At 51.5% G+C, this 2,374-nt stretch carries 4 protein-coding genes; all 4 read left to right on the top strand.

Annotated elements, in window-relative coordinates:
* On the top strand, positions 1-765 hold a 765-nt coding region (locus tag WMW72_RS35435; protein ID WP_341420303.1), incomplete at its 5' end, for a DNA adenine methylase.
* 26 nt (positions 766-791) lie between these two features.
* Positions 792-1,706, top strand: a complete 915-nt coding sequence (locus tag WMW72_RS35430) for a hypothetical protein (protein WP_341420302.1) — start codon at positions 792-794, stop codon at positions 1,704-1,706.
* Between the two features lie 23 nt (positions 1,707-1,729).
* Complete coding sequence (locus tag WMW72_RS35425) at positions 1,730-1,957, top strand: hypothetical protein (protein ID WP_341420301.1); 228 nt, start codon at positions 1,730-1,732, stop codon at positions 1,955-1,957.
* A 16-nt stretch (positions 1,958-1,973) separates the two neighbouring features.
* On the top strand, positions 1,974-2,366 hold the full coding sequence (locus WMW72_RS35420) for a YopX family protein (RefSeq protein WP_341420300.1): 393 nt from the start codon (positions 1,974-1,976) through the stop codon (positions 2,364-2,366).
* Positions 2,367-2,374 lie beyond the last annotated feature (8 nt).

The following is a 2,374-nucleotide window of genomic DNA, read 5'->3' as shown; positions in this document are numbered from 1 at the left end:
GCGGAATGGATCATCAGCCATATGCCGCCGCATGAAGTGTTCGTTGACTTGTACTTCGGATCCGGCGGAATCTTCTTTAATAAACCCCGATCTACGATAGAGACGGTCAACGATATTGACGGGGACGTGACTAATCTGTTTCAGGTGGTCCGAACCCAGGCCAAAGAACTCGCAGAGGCGATCAGATGGACTCCTTTCTCCAGACAAGAATATTACCTGTCATACGAGCCAGTTCAAGATGAACTAGAACGCGCGCGCAGATTTATTGTTCGCTGCACTCAAGCAATCGGGACAAAGACAAGTGACCGGACTGGTTGGAAGAGCAACATCGACCCCAAGAGTTGCCCGACATCTCCACCTGCAGTGCAATGGACTAGAATTCCGGAAAAAATTATAGAAGTGTCTAAAAGGCTGCAAGGTGTACAGATCGAGAGCCAGCCAGCACTCCAGATTTTAGAACGTTACGCGAAGCCAAATGTTTTGATATATGCGGATCCGCCGTACCTGCTCGACACACGCAGCGGACGAATGTATAAGCACGAAATGACCACGGAAGACCATGAGGCCATGCTCAAAGCGCTAGAAAAGCATCCAGGACCTGTCTTGCTCTCGGGTTACGGGAACAAGATGTATGACGATATGCTGGGGCATTGGAAAAGGGAGACGAAAGAGGTAATGGCCGAGGGAGGCCAGCCCCGGACGGAAGTCCTTTGGATCAATCCCATAGCAGCCGAGGCCATCGGTAGGCAGTTGACATTATTTTAGGGTCCCCATAGGGAGGAGATAGCAGCATGCAACATATCATCATGTACTCAGGAGGAGGCGGCAGCCGTAACGCAGCAAGACGGATAAAGCTCCAGCACGGCCCGGACAGCCTGCACCTGCTCTTTACCGACACGCTTGTGGAGGATAAGGACACATACCGGTACATGATTGAGTCTGCTGCCATGCTCTACGACATGCCTAAGCCATACCATCTGATTGCTGCATGCGCTGAGATACCTGATATACGATCGGACGATGACGTACAGAGGCGTAAAGAGATGCTGCCGTTACTCGCTGCAAAGACCATGCGCCTGATGCCCCGGTTTGTATGGCTGCAGGACGGCAGGACGCCATGGGAGGTATTCCGCGACAAGCGATGGATCGGTAACAGCCGAGTGGCACAATGCTCTCATGTGCTCAAGCAGGCTTTAAGCCGCCGATGGGTCGAGGAAAATTTCGAACCCAATGAGGTAACTTTGTACGTCGGCATCGACTGGACTGAGATACACCGCATGGAAAGCATCGTAGACCACTGGCAGCCATACACGGTGCTGGCACCCATGACAGAAGCTCCTTACCAAGACAAACAGGATATGCACCGCCTGGACCGGTTGGACGGGCTGAGAATGCAACGTATGTACGAGCAAGGTTTCGCACACGCCAACTGCGGAGGATTCTGCGTCAGGGGGGGGCAGGGGCACTTTATCAACTTGCTTCGCAACAACCGTCCATACTACTTGCATAACGAGGGCAAGGAACTTGATATGCAGCATGAGCTGGACCGTACCGACGTGTCGATACTGACCCGGGAAACGGACGGTGTAAAGTCAAATCTCACGCTACACCAGCTTCGCAAAGAGTGGGATTCGGGTCTTGGTCAGCAGATCGACTTAATGGATATAGGCGGCTGCGGCTGCTTTGCAAACTATGATAGCCCATAAGGGCATAGGGAGGAGATAAGCCAATGGCAAATCTAACAGGCATGGCGTATAAGTTCCAAGTTTTAAAAAACGATGACATTGAAAAGCTCACTCATCATGAAAAGGTTGCGCTTGGGCATATCGTTGAACGGATTATTGAGAATCGTCGAGCGGAAGGCAAAGTCGACAATTATTACCTGGTCATCAACACCGACGAGCCCTACGCCGACGAGGTTGTCGAGATCCTCAAGCGTCACGGACATTGGGGTTAGGGAGGAGATAAGGGGTATGACCAGAGAGATTAAGGTCAGAGGACGCCATGTAGACAATGGCGAGTGGGTATACGGGTATCTAATCGGGCAGGACGTTATCGTCGGGAGTATCGTCGAATGGGATAGCGAGTATTTTAATACGGAGTTTTGGTACAAGGTAAATCCAGAAACAGTCGGCCAATACACCGGACTCAAGGATCGGAACGGCAAGGAGATCTATGAGGGGGATATCCTCCAAGATGACAACGGGGTCGGAGAAGTTGAGTGGGTACAAGAGCATTGCGCATTCATGGTTTTTACTAGAAACCCGAGCACATATCACCGTTTGGAGTCGGACGGAAGTTTGACCTCAACCACCGTCATCGGCAACATTCACCCCAATCCCGATCTACTGGAGGTATCCCCATGACCTACACA

Origin of the sequence: Paenibacillus filicis (assembly GCF_038070315.1) — a bacterium.
Classification (GTDB): domain Bacteria; phylum Bacillota; class Bacilli; order Paenibacillales; family NBRC-103111; genus Paenibacillus_G; species Paenibacillus_G filicis.
This window is presented reverse-complemented; position numbering and strand designations above follow the sequence as displayed.